Source organism: Thalassospira sp. MIT121401, assembly GCF_047125595.1.
Lineage (GTDB): Bacteria > Pseudomonadota > Alphaproteobacteria > Rhodospirillales > Thalassospiraceae > Thalassospira > Thalassospira povalilytica.
In genome coordinates this window covers 2,875,661-2,891,484 of record NZ_CP138926.1, presented here as the reverse complement: position 1 = coordinate 2,891,484, position 15,824 = coordinate 2,875,661, and the positions used below count along the sequence as shown (strand labels likewise).

Here is a 15,824-nt window from a genome sequence, read left to right as displayed (position 1 = left end):
GGTCGATCATGATTCGGTGCCTGCAATCAAAATGTCGGTTAATATGAAAAGGCTTGCACATCAAATGCGGCGTACTAGTTTGATCTGGCCACAAAAAAGTCGGGAGGTCAGTTTGGCCGGGATAGATGAAAGCAAGCCGTTCGTATCGATCAACATTGCCGTCTTAACGGTCAGTGATACGCGAACGGCCGCGAATGACACATCGGGTGATGTTCTTGTCAGTCGCATCGAAGAAAACGGTCATCGCGTGTTTGATCGGAAAATCTTGCCAGATGATCAGGGCGCACTGCGTGACCAATTGGCAAACTGGTGCGAGAACCCGGAAATTGATGTGATCATCACGACGGGTGGCACGGGTGTCACCGGGCGTGACGTTACGGTCGAAGCCCATCGTGCCCTTTACGAAAAGGAAATCCCGGGTTTCGGGGAACTGTTCCGCTGGATTTCGTTCCAGAAGATCGGGACATCAACCGTGCAATCCCGGGCAACAGCCGGGGTGTGCAAGGGCACCTATATGTTCGCGCTGCCGGGATCGACCGGTGCTTGCAAGGATGCGTGGGATGAAATCCTGACCTATCAACTCGATATTCGCCATCGCCCCTGCAATTTCGTCGAATTGATGCCGCGTCTTACCGAACGTTGAAGATCGCGCCAAAGGGGCCGCTTAACGGCCCTTGGATTTCTTTTCATCACTGACCTAATCTGTCTCAGGGAAATTCCATGGATTTCATCACAGATCGTTTCTTTTATGCGGTCGCAGTGCCGGCTGTTCTGATTGCCGGGGTCTCAAAAAGCGGATTTGGTGGCGGGTTGGGGGTGATCGCCGTGCCATTGATGGCATTGGCCGTATCGCCACAAGCCGCAGCAGCAATCATGTTGCCGATCCTGTGTTTGATGGATGTTGCCAATGTCTGGGCCTATCGCAATCGTTGGGACCGGCGCAACATGCTTATTCTGGTGCCCGCAGCACTTGTCGGGATCCTGGTTGGTGTCTTGACCTTCAGTTATCTGAGTGTGGCGGCTGTCAAACTGATCATCGCACTTATTGCCATTGTCTTTACCCTTGATCACTGGCTGCGTGGCAAGAAAGCAGGCGACACGCCAAAAGAAGCAACCTGGGGAAAAGGATCGGTCCTGGGGAGCCTTGCAGGGTTCACAAGCTTTGTCGCCCATGCGGGCGGACCGCCGGTTTCAGTCTTTTTGTTGCCGCAGCGGATGGACAAGTCGATTTTTGTCGGCACCACGGTGATGTTTTTCATCGTCGTCAATTACGTCAAACTCTTACCGTACTGGTTCCTGGGCCAGTTCAGCAGCGCAAACCTTGGAACGTCAGCCGTGCTGATACCTGTTGCATTGTTCGGCACCTGGATGGGGCTGTGGGCGCATGACAAGGTGAACGTCGTGCTGTTTTACAGGGTTTGCTACGCATTGCTGTTCCTGACAGGGATCAAGCTGCTTTGGGATGCGGTCGTTCTGTTTTCGGCGTGATGTATCGATCACGATGTCCGCATTTTTAATGCGCGGACCATTGCAAAGTGGTTCATGCTTGCCCGCGTTCGGCAAACCATATAGCGATACAGTCAATTTGTTGATAAATTGTCATTAAGTGACTGTTGTGCGCGAGGTGCCCGAACGTGGAACTGATACTGGCCAAACTGAGTGTCTCGGTTGGAATGGTTCTTGGTCTGTCCTTTCTGGCAGAACGCGCAGGCCCGCGTGCCGCAGGTATCCTGTCGGGTTATCCGTTGGGGACGGCAATTTTGCTTTATTTTATCGCAGTAGAGCAGGGCATTGCCTTCGCCAGTGAAAGTGCCGTCTATGCGATGCCGGGGCTGATTGCCACGCTGGCATTTCTGTATGGCTATTTTCACGCATCATGTCGCTTGGTGCGTTTGCCCGTGATCCCGCAGATTGTGCTAAGTTCGCTTGCGGCCTTTGCTGTGTATCTTGCGGTGTCGTGGTTGTTCCAATTGACATCAATGACCCTGACGCAGGCTGCGATCATTTTGTTGTTTGCGATTTTTGCCGCTCTCGTCCTGTTTCGGAAAATCGAGAATGTCAAAATTCTCAACCGGGTGCGGGTCACCAAACGCGTTATCCTGTTCCGGGCCGGACTGGCGTCGGTGATCGTGCTGATTATCAGTGGTCTGGCAGCGTGGATTGGCCCACGGTGGTCAGGGTTGCTTTCGGGTTTTCCGGTTGCGCTTTATCCGACAATGATCATTTTGCATTTCAGTTACGGGGCGGCACCTGTTCATACGCTGGTGCGGAATTTCCCGCGCGGCATGGGGGCACTTTGGACATATATCCTGGCCGTATCGCTGAGCTATCCTGTGCTTGGGCTGAATGTCGGGACGCTGGTTTCGTTTGCAGCAGCAACGGTTTACCTTGTTACATATTCCACTTTCGTTTGGATGAAGCAAAAGTCCGTGCGCCCATTAGAATGATCCCATAATATCACTGGCAATGGTGAAATAGCGGTCCGTTAAACGGACCAGTTCAGGGAGACGTATCTGCATGCAGCAGGTTCAATCACTGGTCAGGGCGTTAAGCATCCTTAATGCGCTTGCAGAAAGCGATGATGGCATGACGCTGACCGAAATTGCGCAACAGGTGAAGTTGCCTCCATCAACCGCCCACAGGTTGCTGACGACCATGCAACACGAACGCTATGTGTCGTTTGATGGCGAACGGACATTGTGGTTTGTCGGTGTTCAGGCCTTCAGTGTGGGGAATGCATTCACGAAAAACCGCAATCTGAGCCAGATCGCCCGTCCCTATATGCGGGCATTGATGGAAGATAGCGGTGAAACAGTTAATCTGGCCGTGGCCGACGGTGGGGAGGTCATTTTCCTGTCACAGGTCGAATGCCGCAAAATGATGCGCGCACTGGTCACGCCCGGACGCCGCGCACTGATGCATTGTTCAGGTGTTGGCAAGGCGCTGTTGGCGTTCCTGCCGGAATCCGAACTGAAATCCGTCGTTGCCAAGCATGGATTGCCAAAAATCACGGAACGGACACTGGTTTCGACCGGTGCACTTGAAAAGGATCTGGAACGCGCCCGCCAGCGTGGCTACGCCCTTGATGACGAGGAACATGCCGTTGGCCTGCGATGTGTCGCAGGGGTGGTTCGCGATGAAACCGGAAGTCCGATCGCAGCCCTTTCCCTGTCAGGGCCGGCTGCACGTATTCCAAACGATCACATCGAACAACTTGGGCTTAAGGTTCGGCGTGTTTGTGCCGATCTCAGCCGTGAATATGGCGGGAAGCCGGTATAAACCGGCAAAGCTCGCTGGTTGTTCAGCTATTCGGTACGTGAACGGTTGTTTGTCGCAAAGCGGAAGGTGTTCCTTCCGCTTTTTTTCGCGGCATACATCGCATCATCCGCCGCGGCAATCAATTCATCGACGGTTTCGCCGTGATCGGGATAAAGCGCGATGCCAATGGATGCTGTCACCGTATAGGGCGACAGGTCATCACCAAATTCAATGGCGCTGCCCGATAGGGCGGTTTGCAGTTTGCGCGCAACAAGTTCGGCGTCTTCGGGCGTCTCGGTGCCGGGCAGAATAATGGTGAATTCATCACCGCCAATGCGGGCAACGGTATCGACATTGCGCAATGTTCCTGTCAGTCGCTTGGCAATTTCATCAAGTGCCTTGTCGCCTGTGGAATGGCCACCGGTATCATTCAGCGACTTGAACTCGTCAATATCGATGAACATCAGGGCAAAGCATTCGCGCCGTCGCTTTGACAGTTTGATCGCAAAGTTCAGCCGGTCCATGAACAAATAGCGGTTCGGAAGCGATGTCAGCGCATCATGATTGGCCTGGAAACGAATTTGTTCCTCTGTGAATTTGCGATCCGAGATATTGGTAAAGCTGGTCAGCCGCAAAGTCTGGCCTTGGACAACGACGTTTCTGCCATTGATTTCACAGGGAAACTTGCTGCCATCCTTGCAAACAGCAATCGCCTCATAGGGTTTGTTATATCCAGAGCGGATATTGGCCATGACAAGCGGCAAGGTTTCGCTTGATATAATGTCCGCTGCACTCAGCAACAGAAGTTCGGAACGATCATAGCCGAACATGCGTTCGGCGGCATTATTGGTATCGATGCATTTCCCGCCATCATGCAGAAAAATTGCTTCGTTGCTCAGGGTTTCAAGGATCTTGAGCCGTTCTTCGCTTTCCTGGCGGCGGTTGCGTTCTTCGACCAGTTCGGTGATGTCCCAGATGATGCAATCGATCTGGCAATCCGGGGTGATTGGCGGTAAGGCACGCATTTGAATACGCACCCAGCGTTGTTCACCGTGATTGGTTTTTACAGACATTTCGGTTGTTTGAATTTCGCCTTTGGCCTCGATTGCCGCCTGGCGAAGGTTCATCAGGGCTTCATGGTCAAAAATCTGGTTGCGCAGGCTGTCCGTAATTGATGCACCGGCCCAGTCAAGACCCTGGTCCGATGCAAATTCGATCTTGCCGAACTCGTCAATGCGGAACACCAGCCCGGGCAGGCGGGCAAAGAACCGCTGCCGTGATTTGGCGTTTCGGCGCACCATGAAATGCACGATCGCAAGCAATCCGGCAACGGACAGGAAAAAGACAAGTGATGTCGAAAGCGGGGGAAATGTCGCGTCACTATCGGTCATGGCAAGGGCATATTCAATGCCGCCGCACAACCAAAGTCCCAGTAGCCACCAGGATATATGCAGGCCGATAAAGTATCGGTCTTTCAAAAACGGACCCGGCATATCTCTTTGTATATCCTTTGCCTACCAATCAAGCCAAAGAATATACCGGTCATGAAATATGACAAGCATCTGATTTGTCGATAGCCCACGCGATGCGGTCCGTTTTTGAAGACAGGTCAAATTCGGCTTTTACATACCGGGGCAGGAAACCCCGGTGCCGCCCAGTCCGCAATATCCATCAGGATTTTTGTGCAGATACTGCTGATGGAAATCTTCGGCATAATAGAAGGTCGGCGCATCGGAAATTTCTGTGGTGATCCCGCCCTGACCAGCAGTATCAAGGGCCGCGTGATAAGCATCGCGCGATGCAATTGCCGCTGCTTTTTGATCGGGGTTGGTCGTGTAGATCACGGAACGATACTGCGTGCCGATGTCATTGCCCTGACGCATGCCCTGGGTCGGGTCATGATTTTCCCAAAACAGCTTCAGCAGTTTCTGATAGGAAATCACAGCCGGGTCGAAAACAACCATCACAACTTCGGCATGGCCGGTCATGCCGCTGCAAACTTCGCGGTATGTCGGATTGCGGGTATAGCCGCCGGCATAGCCAACAGTGGTGGTCCAGACGCCGTCCGCTTTCCAGAACAGGCGCTCGGCCCCCCAAAAACATCCCATGCCAAAGACAGCAACTTCGAGATTGTCGGGGAAGGGACCCACCATCGGGTTTCCGGTCACAACGTTACGTTCTGCGACGGCAATGGCATCGTCGCGACCGGGCAATGCGGTATCTGCGGATGGCATTTGTGCCTTGTCTGTTTTAAGGGCGGAAAGCATGTCTTTCACCTGATGAGTTTGGAATTTCTGACTGCAATGTAACCCAGTGCACGACAATAGCAATTCCCCTGTTGATCAAATGTCTTTGAACATTCTTTTGGTGGGGCACCACAGGCCATAGATAATGCGCGCAACAAAGCGGTTGTCGGGAAACAAGGTTTCGTCGTGCGCAGACTGTCGAATTTGAAATCAATGGCTTTGATCCTGACCGGGGGGCTTTGTTTGTTGATCGGATTGGTGTTTTTGCCATTGCCGCCGCCATTTTTCGGCATGGTGTTCATTGCGCTGGGCCTGCCATTGCTGGCGGCCGGTTCAAAACGAACCCGCCGCCTGATCCAGCATCTGCGATGGCGGTATTATCGACATAATGCAAAAATCGAATATCTGCTGGCGCGCTTGCCGGGCTTTTTGCGCCGTCACGGCCACAAGACGCGGCCAGATGTGCTGGTGCGACTCAATAAAAAGCGTTAGGCAAGGTTGGACCGTTGATTGTTAAGCGTGCGGCTATCTCAGCCAGATCGTCAAAGCAGGCGCGGGATATCAGCGCTCCACACGGCGGATCAGGCAATCAACGCCGGCTGATTTAAGCTGGTTACAGGCTTGGGCGGCCTCTGACTGACGCGCATATGTTCCGGTCAGAAGACGGAAAAACAAACCCTTGCCCTCGATTGCGATACTGACGACCTCATGATCGGCGTTTGTCAGCATTCCCCGAGATGAATTCTGAAATTTCGGCCAAGCATCTTCGGCACGACCGCGCGACCGGTATGCTGCCAACTGAACAGCATAATAGGGGCCCGACCGGGTTGCAGACGAGGCCGCCGGGGTAGATGACGGAGCGGGTGCAGGTGCGGTTTTTTCCGCAACACTTGGTGTGCTGCGCGGCGCGGGCGCCGGCGTGGATTGCGATGCCATCGGCAGCTCGATCATCGTGTTTGATGGTTCGCGATCAATGATTTCGAGTTCCCCTTGCTCAACCGGCCGGGAATTGGTGACAACAACCGCACCCTGATGGTCGACATCGGCCGCAGTTCCGGCGATTGTCGGTGCCTCGGTCACCGGGGTTTTGACTGTTTTTGGGCTTGCCGCAGGCATCTGTTCCTTAGCAGGTGCCGGTTGCGCGGGGATGACCGGAATAATCGTTGGCTGCGAAGCCGCTGTGGCCGGTGCCGCCACGGTGCCCGGACCTGCGATGGCGGTCGATGGTGTTGATGCGGTTTGCGGTTGTGATACGCGGCGTTCAACGCGGGTGAGCTGGGCCGTGTTTTCACTGACCGGCATGTCCATGCGTTCGATCGGCTTGGTGCTGTCTTCGGGTTCGGCGGTTACAACGCCACCGGTTTCATAGAAACGACGATCACGTTCCACCTTGGGCGGATCGGGAAGATCAGGGCCCGGTGCGACAGTTGCGGCCGCCACGACCGATTCAATTTCGCTTGAACGGGCAAATTGCGGGGCAATTTCATCAAGTGCAACCAATCGACGCTGGGCGAGGGCGTTGACATTGCCGGTCAGCTTGATGCCCTGACCACAATCAAGATTGATTTTGTTTTCAGGCGGGGATGCTGTCAGCCAGACATACAATTTACGCGCATTTTCGTAATTGCCATTGATGTCATAGGCAATGGCCTGCATCAGGTTTTCTTGCGGGGTGCGCGTAAGTGAAATCTCGGTAGCAGCGATATGCGATACTTCGGCGGGGGTCGTCTTGCCGAAAAACAATCCGCATGCGGCCCGGTTCAAGTCATTGCCGGTTTGCGGACTGTCTGTCGCAGCGCCGTCAACCGATGATGGCTGCATTGCTGAGACATCGCTTGATGAAGATCCAAACCACAGCCCGGAAAAATCATCGGTGCTGCAGGCGCCAAGAAGAGGCAATAGTGCTGCGGCGGCAAACCAGCCCTTTTTAAGCGGGGCGTTCTTTTTTCTTGTCGCAGCTCTGATTTTCACGCTTCACCTGATGATCATATTATCAGCGTAAGTTATAGCCAGCAGGAAGGCCCGGAGCAACTGTTACAAGCCGCCCCGGTGCTGTCAAGCATCCAGAAAAATCAGAAGGATATGGCGCCCCATCTGTAAGATTGGGCTGATCTGCCTGCCGTCAGGCCGGTGGTGGTTCTATCGGGAAATCAGCGGGACCATGATGCCGATCAAAAGGACAAGCACGGTAATCGCGATGACGATGTTGATTACGCTTTTGGAAGCCTGGTTTGCTGTTTCGCGCGATATGCCGGGATTGGCCTTGCGCGCACGCGCCCCCGATCCCCCGGAACTGCCAGAAGCACTTTCCGCCGTCAGGATTTTGATAACCTGTCTTTTGTCCTTGCGGCTGGCCTGGTCGTATTTGCTTTCGACAATCCGTACTTCGGTATTGTTCTTGTTTGTCAGAGCTTCTTTTGCCGAATTAAGCGCCGCCCCATAATCGGAGACCGTCTGCAGATCCATCTGCTGTCCGGTCGCACGGACGCAAACGACGGTGTAGCTTTTGCGCATAATTGCGTCAGACATATCTTTAATCACTCTTCAAACATCAGCCTTGCGGCGACATATGACCTCTTCAGGCGTAAATAAAAAGATATCCTAACGAATAGGGCGGGCTATTTTTCCGAATGATGGTTGAAATGGCGGCACAGAAATCCGATCAGTTGGCGATTTTGCCTGCCAGTTCCTTGTATTCTGCGCAATCTGTTCCGCAAATCTGTTCAAGTCGTGCCAGGTTTTCCTGTGCGAGTTCAGGCTTTCCGGTTTTAAGGAACAGCTCGCCCTGATATTCCAGCGCACCGACATGTTCCGGGTTGATCATAAGCGCGCGTTCATAATTTTGCCCGGCGCTGTCATAGTCGCCCAGATTGCGCTGGCTATAGGCAAGGTAATTATACAGATCGGCATTATCCGGATCGTCTTTGAGCATGGTTTCGATCTTGTCGACGGCCATATCATACATGCCGGTATCGACCAGTTCGGAAACAGCAGACAAATCGGTGCCGTCAGACGTCCAGGTGTTTGAGCTTCCCATGGCAAGGGCGCTTGTGGTTGTCGCCCCGGTCAAAAATACAAACATCGCACATGACGAGATGATTTTAGGTGTTTTACCCTTGCGGTTCATCGTCATACCTTTCATTGATCAACATATGGCATCAACAGGTGCGTTGGGACGCGTCAACTTGTGATTTATCACAATCACCGGGTTGTCGTAATCACTTGTTGGTGAAGAATATGTCAATGAAAGGGCGTGTCATTGGGAATTGTTGAAACACTTGCTCTGAGCATGGGCGGTGCTTGGGCCAGCGGCGTCAATCTGTACGGGACAGTGGTTGTTCTGGGGATGATGGATAATTTCGGCTTTATCGATCTTCCACCCGATTTACAGATTTTGGCCAGCTGGTGGGTGCTGGCAATTGCGATCTTCCTGTATCTGATCGAATTCGTCGCCGACAAAATTCCTGTTGTTGACAGTCTTTGGGATGCCCTGCACACCTTTATCCGTATTCCGGCCGGTGCCTTGCTGGCCGCCGGTGCCGTAAGCGGACTTGATCTTGGACTGGGGGATGAGGCCCAAACCGTGATCAGTCTTCTTGTCGGTGGAACCATCGCAGCCGGAAGCCATTTCACAAAGGCCGGAAGCCGTGCGGCGATCAATACGTCACCCGAACCAGTGACCAACAGCGTGGCGTCTGTGACCGAAGATATTGCCGTGTTCGGCGCCCTTTATACCGTGGTGTTCCATCCGGTTGTGTTCTTTGTGTTGCTGGCGGTTTTTGTATTGCTGTTGATCTGGCTGGTGCCAAAAATCTGGCGTTTTATTGGCGACGTATTTGGCAATGCGCGCCACCCGGCCGCCGCATACGGGCAGGCACGGGCCCAGCACGGCGGCGCTAACAGCGGACAGTTCGGCAAAATCAGTTTGTCCGGCACCCGTGAAAACAACCAACTGCCCAAGAATGATCCAAAATTGCCACCACAATAAGGGGCCCGTCATCACTGGAACCAAAAAAGCCCGCAAGCATATGCCTGCGGGCTTTATATTTGGTCGTTCGGGTAGAAACCGTTCCTAGAACTCTGCCTCGATCACGCGATCACGGATTTCAGTTGCCATCGCGTTGGCAAGTTCTTCAATCCCAAAGGTCTTCTGGTGTTTGAAGCCGATGCGGCGCACAGAAGCTGTTTTTTCTTCTGCTTCGCGTTTGCCAAGCGCCAGGATCATCGGAACCTTGGCGTGGCTGTGTTCGCGGACCTTGTAGTTGATCTTCTCGTTACGAAGATCAAGTTCAACATTAAGGCCCTTTGCTTCAAGGGCGGCTTTGACCTCGTGGGCGTAATCATCGGCCTCATTGGTGATCGAGCAGATCACTGCATGAACCGGTGACAGCCACAGCGGCAGGCGACCGGCATAGTTTTCGATCAGAATGCCGATGAAGCGTTCAAGGGATCCAAGGATCGCACGGTGCAGCATGACCGGGCGATGCTTTTCGCCGTCTTCACCCATATAAGACGCATCAAGACGTTCCGGCAGAACAAAGTCGGCCTGAAGCGTGCCGCACTGCCAGTCACGACCGATGGCATCACGCAGAACAAATTCAAGCTTCGGCCCATAGAACGCGCCTTCGCCCGGGTTGATTTCAAGCGCAAGACCGGCTTCTTCGGCCGCTTCGCGAAGGGCGGCTTCTGCCTTGTCCCAGATTTCATCGGAACCGGCACGAACTTCGGGACGGTCCGAGAATTTGACAAGAATGTCGGTGAAGCCGAAATCCTTGTAAACGGACTTCAGAAGGTCACAGAAAATCTTGGTTTCCGAGACAATCTGATCTTCGGTGCAGAAGATATGCGCGTCATCCTGAATGAACTGGCGTACACGCATGATGCCATGCAGGCCACCGGACGGCTCGTTCCGGTGACAGCAACCGAATTCTGCCATACGCAGCGGCAAGTCACGATAAGACTTGCTACCCAGACGGAAAATCTGAACATGGCACGGACAGTTCATCGGCTTAAGGGCCAGAACCTTTTCGGGATCATCTTCATCCGGGGTGGTGGTGAACATGTTCTCGCGGAACTTTTCCCAGTGACCGGACTTTTCCCAAAGCACACGGTCGACAAGCTGCGGCGTGCGCACTTCCTGATATCCTGCATCGTCAAGACGATCACGGATATAGTTTTCGACCTTGCGATAAAGCTTCAGCCCCTTGTCATGCCAGAAGACCGACCCTTGGGCTTCTTCCTGCATGTGGAACAGGTCCATTTCGCGGCCAAGGCGACGGTGGTCACGCTTTTCGGCTTCTTCAAGCATGTGCAGATACGCATCAAGGTCTTCCTTGCTTTCCCAGCAAGTGCCATAGATGCGCTGAAGCATCTCGTTATCCGAGTTGCCGCGCCAATAGGCACCAGCAACCTTCATCAGTTTGAAGGCCTTGCCGATTTTGCCGGTCGACGGTGCGTGCGGACCACGGCACAGATCGATGAAGTCACCCTGGCGATAGCAGGTGATCGTCTCGGTTTCGGGAAGATCACGGATGATCTCGGCTTTGTACTTCTCGCCCTTATCAAGGAAGAACTTGATCGCCTCGTTACGATCCCAGACTTCACGAACAATCGGTTCGTTCCGTTCGATGATCTTGTGCATCTGCTTTTCGATCTTGACCAGATCGTCGGGCGTGAACGGGGTCGCGCGTGCAAAGTCGTAATAGAAACCGTTTTCAATGGACGGGCCGATGGTGACCTGCGTGTCAGGATAAAGTTCCTGGACAGCTTCGGCCATCACATGGGCACAGTCGTGACGGATCAGCGGCAGAACTTCGTCATGGCCCTTGGTCACGATTTCGATAGTCGCGTCAGTGTCAATCTCGCGCGAGAGGTCGCGTACTTCACCGTTAACGATGATGGCAAAGGATTTCTTTGCCAGCGAAGAACTGATGCTTTTTGCGACATCAAAACCCGAAACAGGGCCGTCAAATTCGCGTACGGCGCCATCGGGAAGGGTCAGGGCAATCATGGTTGGCTCAACTCTGCTTTATCTGCGGGCATAATTCAGTAATGCACATATACGACCCGCATGTTTACGCGGGGTAAAGGCACAAGAAAAGGAATTTCAGGATGAGGTCAAGTTCGCTCTTTGAAAAAAGCGACTTTCGGGACAGCACAAATCACCGTGCCACCACGATGGTGTCCGGAGATTGTGTTGGTGATCAAGTTTTTCTCGGCCATGCCGTGCATTGATACTATCCCGTTGCGTGAAGAGCCAATATAACAGTTGAGACCTTAAGGGCAAGGCTCAACCACATGACAATGGCCGATATTCCGGACTTCATTGCCGTGATCTGGGTGCCTTGTCACAATTTAGAAAATAATGGCGCCACCATCGCCAAAATCGGGAGCCCCACATGTCCACGGAAGTCCGCCGGAACATCATGTTCCTTAGTTTATGCGTAGCACTTTCTGCCAGTGCGATGTCGCTGATCTTCACTGTTGCCGCGGTGATCGGGTATTCGCTGGCGACAGACAAGTCACTTTCGACCTTGCCGGTGGCCTTCATGATGATCGCCATGATGGCGATGACAGCACCATCGGCCATGGTGATGGCGAAATTCGGACGCCGGTTCGGCTTCTGGATGGGGGCCGGGATTGCAATGATGGGCGCGGTTTCGGGCATGGGGGCCGTTTATTACGGCAATTTCTGGCTGCTATGTGTGGCCTGTGCCTGTATCGGGGCAGGCAATGCGATCGCCATGCAATACCGGTTCGCGGCCGCCGAAGCAGCACCCGCAGAATTCCGTGCGCGCGCCATTTCCTATACCATGCTGGGCGGGCTTGCATCGGCATTTATCGGACCGAATTTGGCAAGTTTCGCGCGTAACTGGTTTGAAACTGTACCTTTTCTCGGAACGTTCGTTGCGCTGATTGGTTTGCAAATCCTGCTGGTGATTGCGATCGGGCAGCTTCGTCTTCCCGATATGCGCGGCCGTGTTCATGATGAACCGGCCCGGCCGCTGAAAACCGTTTTGGGGCAGCCCGCAGTAATGGTGGCGATTTTTGCAGGCGCACTTGGCTATGCCGTCATGAGCTTTGTGATGACAGCAACGCCACTGGCGATCCTTGATTGTGATTATGCGTTCGGGGATGCGGCATTCATCATTCAATGGCACGTGGTCGGGATGTACGCGCCGGGCTTCTTTACAGGTAATCTGATCAAGCGGTTCGGGGCGTTGAAAATCATTCAGGTGGGCGCACTTCTGAACTTTGCCTGTCTTGCGGTCGGTTTGTCGGGTCAGGACCTGATGGGGAATTTCTGGGTGTCGCTGGTTCTGTTGGGGATTGCCTGGAACTTCATGTTTGTCGGGGCAACGACCTTCCTGACCGAAAATTATCGCCCCTCCGAGCAGGCGCGGGTTCAGGCAATCAATGAATTCGCGGTGTTTGGTACAGTTGCGGTGGCTTCCCTGTCAGCCGGATCGATCTATGCGGGATCGGGCTGGGTGACGCTGCTATACAGTGCAGCAGTACCGGTTGGACTGGTACTGGTGATTGTTGCCGGATATGCCATCCGGCGCAAAACCCAGACGGTGTGACGCACCGATCAATGACAAAAGGGCCGCGATTGCGGCCCTTTTTCGTGACGGGGTTTCTGCGACGAATTCGGTTGGGCTCAATGATGTCCGGTAAGAATTTCCAGCGCATGCGAGCGGAATTCGCGATTGTAAAGAACCAGCGTCACCCAGGTCGCACAAATGATGAAAGCAACCGGATGATAAAACCAGGCCAGGGCCGACAGGGCGAAAAAGTATGCGCGAATGCCACGGTTGAAATTGTGGGCAGACATCATGCTCATGCGTGATGCACGTGCGGCAGCACGCGCAGCATCCGGTTCGCTTGGATCCGGGGCGGCACCGATCAGGATCGAACAATAGTTCGACAGTCGGAATGCCCAGGTGAACTTGAAAAAGGCATAGATGAAAATTACGATCAGTAAAACCACCTTGCATTCCCAGACGCCAGGCGTGGTAATGGCGGCAAAGGGCAGGGCAGCGACCGTTTCGATGGCCTTGTCTGTATAGCCAAGCAGCGCGACAAGACCGATCAGCACCAGAATGGTGGTTGATGAAAAGAAACTGATACCGGTAATCAGGTTGCCGGCGATCGATGTATCAACCATCCGGATATTGCGTTTAAGCATCTGTTCCATCCAGCGATGGCGATTGCGTGCCATGTGGGCAGATATGGAATTGCGTCGACGCGGCCCGGCATCGGCAAAGATCGTGTAGCCGATCCACCATGAAAGAGCCCAGCAAATTGCGACGATATCGATGACGTTGAATGCGGGCATTGAATGGTCCATGCGTGTTATGCCGAAGGTTCAAGCGGGTTTGGAATTGTTTTATATCCTACTGACATTGCGTTATTCTTCGCAATCCTCTTTCCATGGCCCTATATCGTCGAAATGTGGATCCTGCATAGCTGATCATCTTGTCGCCAGCGCGGGTTGAGTTTTCCATCAATCCAGAGTATCAGCAGCGCAAATTTTCATTGGAGACCGACATGAGCGATCTTGAAAACGATCTTGGCGAAGATATCGACTTCGAAGAATTCGAAGCCCACACCGAAAAATTGCTGGAAGAAGGTCGTACCAAAGACGATCTGTTCGAATTTGTCGGCTTTATGAATATCAATGAAGTCGGCACGCATATGATTGCGGCTGAAATGGTTCTGGACGAAGACGCCATCGACCAGATGAGCGAGAACCTGCGCAAGCTTGATATCGATCTGTCACCGCTGGGCGAGTTGACCGGTGGCCTTAAAGGCGGCGAAGACGTCAAACGTGCACTGGGTGCCTTGTTCCTGGAGCTGGTTGAGCTTTGCGAACTTGATGAAGATGACGAAGACGCCGGCGAGCTTTCAGAAGAAGCGCTTCTTCTGTTGAACTTCATCAAACGGTTCAATCCGCAGATGCGTCGTCTGACGGTTGCGCTGACCGATACCGACGATGATGATGTGTCGTGCGAGTATGAAGTGACCAACTGGTAAGCTGGTACTTGCCGATCAGGCAGATAATCATGTAGGCAAAAGGCGGGGAACCAACCCTGCCTTTTTCTTTTAGGGAGCCATCATTGTGCCTGCCACCATGCCGATCAATGCGACCAAGCGATTGCAGACCTATCACGACCGTCATGCGCGCGGGCTTGAGCCCTTTGAAGATGCCGCATTGTTGCGCGACTGGATTTCCGATCACGGCGACCAGTTTCATTCTGTTGTGGAATGTGATCTGAAACGTTGCCCGAAGATCGTTTATGATTTTTCAGCAAATAGTGATGTGGTGATCGGCGGCACGAGCGACCCGGCACGTCAGACAGAAATCATGTGGCAACAACTGGCCGCGGCAGACGCGCCGGTCGGGATCGGTCGATATCGCGAAGACCGTGTCTGTTATCAATCCGAACAGTTCAAAAACGACGGTGAAGCCCGAAGCCAGCATCTGGGCATCGATCTGTTTGCAGCCGCCTATACGCCGGTCTTTGCCCCGCTTGATGGCGTCGTACACAGCTTTGCTGACAACAATTTGCATCTTGATTATGGGCCGACCATCATCTTGCAACATGAACCGGCGGGTGGTGTGCGCTTTTACACCCTGTATGGTCATCTGAGCAGACCGTCCCTTGAAGGACTTTATAAAGGCAAGGAAATCCGCGCCGGCGAGCTGTTCTGCCGGTTTGGCGATTTCCCGATCAATGGTGACTGGATACCGCATCTGCATTTTCAGATCATTTTTGACATGCTGGGCCGGGAAGGGGACTATTTCGGGGCGGCAAAACCATCGGAATGGGATATCTGGACAAGCATTTGCCCGGACCCGAACCTGATGTTGCAGATGCCTGAAAATGTTGTCGCCAGCCGGGATGGCAAATAGATGCAGCCACGTTTGAAAGCAGGACTTTGGGTTCGTGGCCAGATTGCCATTTGCCAGTCAAACCTGATTACGGCCATGGTGCTCCATATGGGCAACGAGGATGCGGGGGCGGTTCTCCTCAAGCTGAACCGGTTCGATGCCGGATGTTTCGTCTATTCCCGGGTTACGACACTGGACGGCGATCTTGGCTGGATGCTGGTTGCAGGCGGTCCAGATGGCGGGCGTGAAACCGAATTTTCCTGTGATAACTATTGGCGCAAGCAGATCGACTTTGACCGCGATGTGTGGGTTCTCGAAATCGAAGACCATAAAGGCCAGTACGAACTTGATGCACCCGTCGTTGATTATTAGAACGCGGATCGTCAGTCCTGGCAAAGGTGCGCCACATTTCCGGCTCACCAAAA

At 53.5% G+C, this 15,824-nt stretch carries 18 protein-coding genes; 10 read left to right on the top strand and 8 right to left on the bottom strand.

Annotated features, from left to right (window positions below):
* Window positions 1-112: 112 nt before the first annotated feature.
* The 4 genes from moaB (at window position 113) to SIB88_RS13325 (ending at window position 3,279) form a co-directional block, all read left to right on the top strand.
* Window positions 113-643 carry a molybdenum cofactor biosynthesis protein B gene (gene moaB / locus SIB88_RS13340; protein ID WP_250283418.1) on the top strand — a complete coding sequence of 177 codons (531 nt, stop codon included), beginning with the start codon at window positions 113-115 and terminating at the stop codon, window positions 641-643.
* Between the two features lie 77 nt (window positions 644-720).
* On the top strand, window positions 721-1,488 hold the full coding sequence (locus SIB88_RS13335; protein ID WP_412558249.1) for a sulfite exporter TauE/SafE family protein: 768 nt from the start codon (window positions 721-723) through the stop codon (window positions 1,486-1,488).
* Between the two features lie 146 nt (window positions 1,489-1,634).
* Entirely contained in the window at window positions 1,635-2,447 is an 813-nt protein-coding gene (locus SIB88_RS13330) for a hypothetical protein (RefSeq protein ID WP_068519172.1), read from the top strand.
* A gap of 70 nt (window positions 2,448-2,517) precedes the next feature.
* Window positions 2,518-3,279: an IclR family transcriptional regulator gene (locus SIB88_RS13325; protein WP_250283420.1), complete on the top strand. Its 762-nt coding sequence runs from the start codon at window positions 2,518-2,520 to the stop codon at window positions 3,277-3,279.
* A 26-nt stretch (window positions 3,280-3,305) separates the two neighbouring features.
* Here SIB88_RS13325 and SIB88_RS13320 read toward each other — a convergent pair whose 3' ends face one another.
* The 3 genes from SIB88_RS13320 to SIB88_RS13310 form a co-directional block, all read right to left on the bottom strand.
* On the bottom strand, window positions 3,306-4,751 hold the full coding sequence (locus tag SIB88_RS13320; protein WP_412558248.1) for a diguanylate cyclase domain-containing protein: 1,446 nt from the start codon (window positions 4,749-4,751) through the stop codon (window positions 3,306-3,308).
* Window positions 4,752-4,880: 129 nt separating this feature from the next.
* A complete protein-coding gene (gene msrA / locus SIB88_RS13315) occupies window positions 4,881-5,525 on the bottom strand; it encodes a peptide-methionine (S)-S-oxide reductase MsrA (RefSeq protein ID WP_114112413.1) in 645 nt (214 codons plus the stop codon).
* Window positions 5,526-5,530: 5 nt separating this feature from the next.
* Window positions 5,531-5,806: a hypothetical protein gene (locus tag SIB88_RS13310; protein ID WP_412565916.1), complete on the bottom strand. Its 276-nt coding sequence runs from the start codon at window positions 5,804-5,806 to the stop codon at window positions 5,531-5,533.
* On the opposite strand from SIB88_RS13310, the gene SIB88_RS13305 reads away from it, so the two are divergent.
* A complete protein-coding gene (locus SIB88_RS13305) occupies window positions 5,796-5,996 on the top strand; it encodes a hypothetical protein (protein ID WP_412565915.1) in 201 nt (66 codons plus the stop codon). The genes SIB88_RS13310 and SIB88_RS13305 overlap by 11 nt on opposite strands.
* A gap of 69 nt (window positions 5,997-6,065) precedes the next feature.
* Here SIB88_RS13305 and SIB88_RS13300 read toward each other — a convergent pair whose 3' ends face one another.
* The 3 genes from SIB88_RS13300 to SIB88_RS13290 all read right to left on the bottom strand — a co-directional run bounded on the left by SIB88_RS13300 (window position 6,066) and on the right by SIB88_RS13290 (window position 8,631).
* Window positions 6,066-7,325 carry an SPOR domain-containing protein gene (locus tag SIB88_RS13300; protein ID WP_412558247.1) on the bottom strand — a complete coding sequence of 420 codons (1,260 nt, stop codon included), beginning with the start codon at window positions 7,323-7,325 and terminating at the stop codon, window positions 6,066-6,068.
* A gap of 318 nt (window positions 7,326-7,643) precedes the next feature.
* On the bottom strand, window positions 7,644-8,033 hold the full coding sequence (locus tag SIB88_RS13295) for a hypothetical protein (protein WP_412558246.1): 390 nt from the start codon (window positions 8,031-8,033) through the stop codon (window positions 7,644-7,646).
* Window positions 8,034-8,166: 133 nt separating this feature from the next.
* Window positions 8,167-8,631: a tetratricopeptide repeat protein gene (locus tag SIB88_RS13290; RefSeq protein ID WP_068519220.1), complete on the bottom strand. Its 465-nt coding sequence runs from the start codon at window positions 8,629-8,631 to the stop codon at window positions 8,167-8,169.
* 126 nt (window positions 8,632-8,757) lie between these two features.
* On the opposite strand from SIB88_RS13290, the gene SIB88_RS13285 reads away from it, so the two are divergent.
* On the top strand, window positions 8,758-9,492 hold the full coding sequence (locus tag SIB88_RS13285; RefSeq protein ID WP_412558245.1) for a DUF4126 domain-containing protein: 735 nt from the start codon (window positions 8,758-8,760) through the stop codon (window positions 9,490-9,492).
* An 84-nt stretch (window positions 9,493-9,576) separates the two neighbouring features.
* On the opposite strand, the gene thrS is transcribed toward SIB88_RS13285, so the two are convergent.
* Window positions 9,577-11,514 carry a threonine--tRNA ligase gene (thrS, locus tag SIB88_RS13280; RefSeq protein ID WP_068519164.1) on the bottom strand — a complete coding sequence of 646 codons (1,938 nt, stop codon included), beginning with the start codon at window positions 11,512-11,514 and terminating at the stop codon, window positions 9,577-9,579.
* Between the two features lie 388 nt (window positions 11,515-11,902).
* Between thrS and SIB88_RS13275 the strand changes: the two genes are divergently transcribed.
* Window positions 11,903-13,087: an MFS transporter gene (locus tag SIB88_RS13275; protein WP_286887597.1), complete on the top strand. Its 1,185-nt coding sequence runs from the start codon at window positions 11,903-11,905 to the stop codon at window positions 13,085-13,087.
* Between the two features lie 77 nt (window positions 13,088-13,164).
* On the opposite strand, the gene SIB88_RS13270 is transcribed toward SIB88_RS13275, so the two are convergent.
* Window positions 13,165-13,842: a DUF599 domain-containing protein gene (locus SIB88_RS13270; protein WP_228195396.1), complete on the bottom strand. Its 678-nt coding sequence runs from the start codon at window positions 13,840-13,842 to the stop codon at window positions 13,165-13,167.
* Window positions 13,843-14,054: 212 nt separating this feature from the next.
* On the opposite strand from SIB88_RS13270, the gene SIB88_RS13265 reads away from it, so the two are divergent.
* From SIB88_RS13265 to SIB88_RS13255, 3 genes are all read left to right on the top strand, one after another.
* Window positions 14,055-14,540, top strand: a complete 486-nt coding sequence (locus SIB88_RS13265) for a hypothetical protein (protein ID WP_068519161.1) — start codon at window positions 14,055-14,057, stop codon at window positions 14,538-14,540.
* 85 nt (window positions 14,541-14,625) lie between these two features.
* Window positions 14,626-15,420 carry a peptidoglycan DD-metalloendopeptidase family protein gene (locus tag SIB88_RS13260; RefSeq protein ID WP_340642994.1) on the top strand — a complete coding sequence of 265 codons (795 nt, stop codon included), beginning with the start codon at window positions 14,626-14,628 and terminating at the stop codon, window positions 15,418-15,420.
* Window positions 15,421-15,771 carry a DUF1491 family protein gene (locus tag SIB88_RS13255; protein ID WP_412558244.1) on the top strand — a complete coding sequence of 117 codons (351 nt, stop codon included), beginning with the start codon at window positions 15,421-15,423 and terminating at the stop codon, window positions 15,769-15,771.
* Window positions 15,772-15,824 lie beyond the last annotated feature (53 nt).

Excerpts from the sequence above, each read along its gene's own strand:
- msrA (WP_114112413.1), bottom strand. The coding sequence starts at position 5,525 with ATGCTTTCCGCCCTTAAAACAGACAAGGCACAAATGCCATCCGCAGAT.
- SIB88_RS13325 (WP_250283420.1), top strand. The coding sequence starts at position 2,518 with ATGCAGCAGGTTCAATCACTGGTCAGGGCGTTAAGCATCCTTAATGCG.
- SIB88_RS13305 (WP_412565915.1), top strand. The coding sequence starts at position 5,796 with ATGGTGTTCATTGCGCTGGGCCTGCCATTGCTGGCGGCCGGTTCAAAA.
- SIB88_RS13275 (WP_286887597.1), top strand. The coding sequence starts at position 11,903 with ATGTCCACGGAAGTCCGCCGGAACATCATGTTCCTTAGTTTATGCGTA.
- SIB88_RS13335 (WP_412558249.1), top strand. The coding sequence starts at position 721 with ATGGATTTCATCACAGATCGTTTCTTTTATGCGGTCGCAGTGCCGGCT.
- SIB88_RS13270 (WP_228195396.1), bottom strand. The coding sequence starts at position 13,842 with ATGCCCGCATTCAACGTCATCGATATCGTCGCAATTTGCTGGGCTCTT.
- SIB88_RS13320 (WP_412558248.1), bottom strand. The coding sequence starts at position 4,751 with ATGCCGGGTCCGTTTTTGAAAGACCGATACTTTATCGGCCTGCATATA.
- thrS (WP_068519164.1), bottom strand. The coding sequence starts at position 11,514 with ATGATTGCCCTGACCCTTCCCGATGGCGCCGTACGCGAATTTGACGGC.
- SIB88_RS13290 (WP_068519220.1), bottom strand. The coding sequence starts at position 8,631 with ATGAACCGCAAGGGTAAAACACCTAAAATCATCTCGTCATGTGCGATG.
- SIB88_RS13310 (WP_412565916.1), bottom strand. The coding sequence starts at position 5,806 with ATGAACACCATGCCGAAAAATGGCGGCGGCAATGGCAAAAACACCAAT.
- SIB88_RS13255 (WP_412558244.1), top strand. The coding sequence starts at position 15,421 with ATGCAGCCACGTTTGAAAGCAGGACTTTGGGTTCGTGGCCAGATTGCC.
- SIB88_RS13265 (WP_068519161.1), top strand. The coding sequence starts at position 14,055 with ATGAGCGATCTTGAAAACGATCTTGGCGAAGATATCGACTTCGAAGAA.
- SIB88_RS13300 (WP_412558247.1), bottom strand. The coding sequence starts at position 7,325 with ATGCAGCCATCATCGGTTGACGGCGCTGCGACAGACAGTCCGCAAACC.
- SIB88_RS13295 (WP_412558246.1), bottom strand. The coding sequence starts at position 8,033 with ATGTCTGACGCAATTATGCGCAAAAGCTACACCGTCGTTTGCGTCCGT.